The organism is Frankia sp. CoBUL1 (genome assembly GCF_978021245.1).
Map to the genome: position 1 here is coordinate 1 of NZ_CDXDOS010000261.1, position 4,598 is coordinate 4,598.

The 4,598-nt window shown below is 71.4% G+C and carries 5 protein-coding genes and 1 pseudogene; 5 read left to right on the forward strand and 1 reads right to left on the reverse strand.

Translation table 11 applies throughout. The features are described from left to right. From AC08OX_RS15165 to AC08OX_RS15185, 5 genes and pseudogenes are all read left to right on the forward strand, one after another. Positions 1–383: pseudogene (locus tag AC08OX_RS15165) on the forward strand (serine/threonine-protein kinase); the annotation flags it as partial. A gap of 42 nt (positions 384–425) precedes the next feature. Further along, on the forward strand, positions 426–686 hold the full coding sequence (locus AC08OX_RS15170; RefSeq protein WP_476608406.1) for a hypothetical protein: 261 nt from the start codon (positions 426–428) through the stop codon (positions 684–686). 141 nt (positions 687–827) lie between these two features. After that, positions 828–2,015 (forward strand): cyclic dehypoxanthinyl futalosine synthase, encoded by a 1,188-nt coding sequence (gene mqnC, locus AC08OX_RS15175; protein ID WP_476608407.1) that lies wholly within the window; start codon positions 828–830, stop codon positions 2,013–2,015. Positions 2,016–2,039: 24 nt separating this feature from the next. After that, complete coding sequence (gene add / locus AC08OX_RS15180; RefSeq protein ID WP_476608408.1) at positions 2,040–3,122, forward strand: adenosine deaminase; 1,083 nt, start codon at positions 2,040–2,042, stop codon at positions 3,120–3,122. 16 nt (positions 3,123–3,138) lie between these two features. After that, the gene (locus AC08OX_RS15185) at positions 3,139–3,861 is read left to right on the forward strand and encodes a demethylmenaquinone methyltransferase (RefSeq protein WP_476608409.1); all 723 of its coding nucleotides are present in this window, start codon (positions 3,139–3,141) and stop codon (positions 3,859–3,861) included. Between the two features lie 57 nt (positions 3,862–3,918). On the opposite strand, the gene AC08OX_RS15190 is transcribed toward AC08OX_RS15185, so the two are convergent. Beyond that, positions 3,919–4,598: dienelactone hydrolase family protein (locus AC08OX_RS15190; protein ID WP_476608410.1), on the reverse strand; the 680-nt coding region annotated here is incomplete at its 5' end.

The following is a 4,598-nucleotide window of genomic DNA, read 5'->3' on the forward strand; positions in this document are numbered from 1 at the left end:
GGCCCCGCCCCGTGGCCCAGCAGCGGCCCCCGTCGGCGCCCGCGGGTCCCGCGCCTGCCCCGGCCCCGCGGGTGGCCGAGGCGCGGCCGGCGCCGCGCGGACGCGCGCCGGCTCCCTACACCGAACCGGTGCCGCGACCGCGTCCCCGGCGTCGGTTCCGGCTGCGGATCCCTTTCAAGCGCACGATCCTGTTCGTCCTTGTCGTCCTGCTGCTGCTCTCCGCGGCGGACCAGATCGCCTTGATGGTCGACGAACAGCGCCAGCGGTTGTGGAACAAGGTCGTCACGTCCGTCAAGGATGACACTCATGACCAGCTCGACAACCTGTGGAACCGGGTGAGGGACACGTTCGGTGGCTCCTCGGGCGGGTCGTCGAACGGGTGACCGGCAGGCGTAAACCCCTGCCCGGATAGGTACACCGTTGTCATGGCCAGTTTCTCGAACAAGATCACGGACTTCCTGCACAGCCCGAAGACCAAGGAGATGGTCAACAAGGCCAAGGCCGCGGCCAATCGGCCGGAGAACCGGGCCAAGATCAAGCAGTTCCAGACGAAGCTCACCAGCCGCGGCCACGGTCACCACGACGCCGGTCCCGCCAGCCCGGCCGGCTCCTCGACAGCCGGCTACACTGACGCCACCCGTGGTGGCTCCAGCCCGGTGGACCCGGGGACGCGATCCGGACACTGACCGTTCATCCCCCGCGTCGCGTCGAAGGCTCCGGCGGCTACCCTGGGAGGATCGCCGAAGGTGATTCGACGGAGACCCCGAACGGCGCCCGATGCCAGGGGTCCCCGCGTCGCGCCGAAGGCGCTACGCGGGGAGGGCCGTATGGATGTCGATGGTGAGATTCCGGTGGGTCGGGGTGGTGGCGAGATCCGGTCTGTGCTGGACCGGGCCGCAGCCGGCGGGCGTATCTCCGCGGAGGAGGCGCTGCTCCTCTATACGAGGGCGCCGCTGCACGCGCTCGGTGGCGCGGCGGACACGGTCCGTCGGCGCCGTTTCCCCGATGGCATCGCGACGTACATCATCGACCGGAACATCAACTACACGAATGTCTGCGTGACCGCCTGCCGGTTTTGCGCCTTCTACCGCGCTCCGAAGCATGCCGAGGGCTGGGTCCGCGACGTCGAGGACATCGTCGCCAAGTGCGGGGAGGCGGTCGAGCTCGGCGCCACGCAGATCATGTTGCAGGGCGGACACCATCCCGACTTCGGCATCGAGTGGTATGAGCGTACCTTTGCCGCCATCAAGAAGGCATATCCCCAGTTGGCGCTGCACTCGCTGGGCGCCAGCGAGGTTGTGCACATCGCCCGGACGTCCGATCTGACTTTTCCCGAGGTCATTACCCGGCTGCGGGACGCGGGCCTGGACAGCTTCGCGGGCGCGGGAGCGGAGATCCTCACCGAACGGCCCCGGCAGGCGATCGCTCCGCTGAAGGAGCCCGGTCACGTCTGGCTGTCCGTGATGGAGACCGCCCACAACCTCGGCCTGGAATCCACCGCCACCTTCATGATGGGCACGGGGGAGACGAACGCCGAGCGCATCGAACACCTGACGATGATCCGGGACGTCCAGGACCGGACCGGCGGGTTCCGTTCGTTCATCCCCTGGACCTACCAGCCGGAGAACAATCATCTCGGCGGGCGCACCCAGGCGACGACCCTGGAGTACCTCCGCCTCGTCGCGGTCGCGCGGCTGTTCTTCGACAACATCACGCACCTGCAGGGCTCCTGGCTGACCACCGGCAAGGAGGTCGGCCAGCTCACCCTGCACGTGGGCGCCGACGACCTCGGCTCGGTGATGCTGGAGGAGAACGTCGTCTCCTCCGCCGGGGCGCGCCACCGCACCAACCGGTCGGAGCTGATCTCCCTGATCCGTGCTGCCGGCCGCATCCCCGCTCAGCGCGACACCCGCTACCGGCACCTCGTCGTGCACCGCGACCCGGCGCAGGACCCGGTTGACGACCGGGTGGCCTCGCACTTCTCCTCCACCGCGCTACCGCTCATCTCCGCGTAGCCGGGCGCACCATACAGTGACCGGGTGAGTGACCCCTCCGGATTCGCGGTCCCGTCCCCGACCGGGCCGAAGATCGAACTCCACGTCCATCTGGAGGGCACGGTCCGTCCCGCCACCCTGCTGGAGATGGCGCGCCGCAACTCCGAGGCGCTGCCCGCCCGCACGGTCGAGGGCCTCGCGGACCTCTACCGCTTCCGCGACTTCGACCACTTCCTGAAGGCCTGGATCCTCACCACCTACGTGATGCGGACGGAGGCCGACTTCCACCAGGTGGTCGTCGACTACGCCGCCGAGGCGGCCCGGGCGGGCGCCGTCTACCTGGAGGGCATCTTCTCGCCCTGGTTCCGGGTCCATCGGGGGGTCCGCGTCGAGGAGATCTTCCACGGTTACGCCGACGGGGCGATCGAGGCCCGGGAGCGCTACGGCGTTGAGGTGCGCCTCACCCCGGACATCGAGCGGGTGCTGCCGGTCGAGGCCGCGATGGAGGTGGCGCGGTGGGCGGTGCGGTTCGCCGATCGCGGTGTCGTCGGCATCGGGCTCGGCGGACCGGAGGCCGGTCATCCTCCCGAGCCGTTCGCGCCGGCGTTCGCCCTGGCCGCCGACGGCGGGCTCGCCGCGGTCCCGCACGCGGGGGAGACAGCGGGCCCGGCGTCCGTGCGGGGCTCGCTCGACGCGCTGGGAGCCAGGCGGATCCGGCATGGGATCCGGGCCGCCGAGGACCCCGAGCTGATGCGACGGCTGGTCGATCAGGGGATCGTGCTGGACGTCTGCCCGGTGTCCAACCTGCGGACCCGGTCGGTGGCATCCCTCGACGACCACCCCCTGGCGGCGTTGCTGCGGGCCGGGGTCGCGTGCTCGCTCGCCACCGACGATCCCGCTATGTTCGGCACCGATCTGGAGACGGAGCACGCGGTCGCGGCGGGGCTCGGTGCCCGGGCCCGCGACCTGTACACCGCCGGGGTCGCGGGCGCGCTGTGCGACGAGCCGACCCGCACGCGGCTGCGGCGGATCGGCGAGAGCACCGACTGGGACACCGTCGAGAGGGCCGCCCGCGACGCCTCGGCGGCGGCCTCGGCGCGGTTCGGCGGCGGGGAAGGGGCATGGTGAGCGGGGAAGGGGCATGGTGAGCAGAGCGGGACTCGACAAACGTCCGCGGGACGTCGCGTCGATGTTCGACGGGGTGGCCAACCGGTACGACCTGACCAACACCGTGCTCACCGGCGGGCTCGACCGGACCTGGCGGCGCGCCACGGCGGGCGCGCTGGACCTGCGGCCGGGGCTTCGGGTTCTCGACCTCGCAGCCGGGACGGCGACCTCGTCACGAGCCTTCGCTCTCGCCGGGACCGATGTGGTGGCCTGCGACTTCTCCCTGGGGATGCTGCGGGCCGGGCAACGTCGGCTGGCGTCGCGGCCGTTGCCGGGGGAGGCTGGGCGGATCCTGCTGACCGCCGGGGACGGGCTGCGGCTGCCGTTCCGGGACGAGACCTTTGACCGGACGACGATCTCGTTCGGTCTGCGCAACGTCGCCGACACGTTCGGCTGCCTCACCGAGCTGCGTCGGGTGACCCGTCCGGGCGGGATGCTTGTGGTGTGCGAGTTCAGCCGCCCGGTCTGGGCGCTCTGGCGGACGGTCTACGTCGAGTACCTGATGCGGGCCTTGCCTGCCGTGGCCCGTGCGGTGAGCAACAGCCCGGACTCGTACGTCTATCTCGCCGAGTCGATCCGGGCCTGGCCCGCCCAGGCGGAGCTGGCCGGCCTGCTGCGGGAGGCGGGCTGGTCCCGGGTCGGCTGGCGCAACCTCACCGGCGGCGTGGTGGCGTTGCACCGGGGTCACGCCCCGGACTGACGGTGCTGGACCGGTCATGGTGCTGGACCGGCCGGCGCCACGGCAGGCGGGGTGGGCTCAACCGGGAACATGCGAGTCGAACCAGGTCAGCATGCGTGACCAGGCGTCCTTCGCCGACGGGCCGTGGTAGGCGCCGGCGCGGGCGTCGTTGTGGAAGCCGTGCCCGGCCTGTGGGTAACGGACGATCTCGGCGGGCACGGACGCCTTCCGTGTCGCCGCCCGTAGGTCCTCCACCTCCGAAGCGAGGATGCTCGGATCCTGGTCGCCGTACAGGCCGAGCCACGGTGCCTGCAGGCGGCCGGCGAGATCCAGCTGGGCGGGTTCCCCGAAGCGGCGCATGGTGATCCCGCCACCGTAGAAGGTGCTCGCGGCGCCGAACGGCCGGGCCACCGCAGCCTGGAAGGCGATGCTCCCGCCGACGCAGAAGCCCACGACGGCGCAGCGGTCGATGGCGGTGCCCTCCTCGGCGAGGATGACCAGCGCGGCGTCGATGTCGGCGAGAAGGTCGGTGCCGTTGAGCTCACCGAGGATCTTCACCGCGGAGGCGAGGTCGTCGTAGTCGAAGACGGGCGAGCCCGCGCGGTGGAACAGGTCGGGGGCGATGGCCCGCCAGCCCGCGCGCGCGAACCTCGAGCAGACATCGGTGATGTGCTCGGTGAGGCCGAACGCCTCGTGGAGGACGACGACGCCGCCGCGTGCGGGACCATCGGGTTCGGTGAGCGTGGCCGGGGCGGGCC

Coding starts and splice junctions, on each gene's coding strand:
- AC08OX_RS15170 (WP_476608406.1), top strand. CDS start 426: ATGGCCAGTTTCTCGAACAAGATCACGGACTTCCTGCACAGCCCGAAG.
- mqnC (WP_476608407.1), top strand. CDS start 828: ATGGATGTCGATGGTGAGATTCCGGTGGGTCGGGGTGGTGGCGAGATC.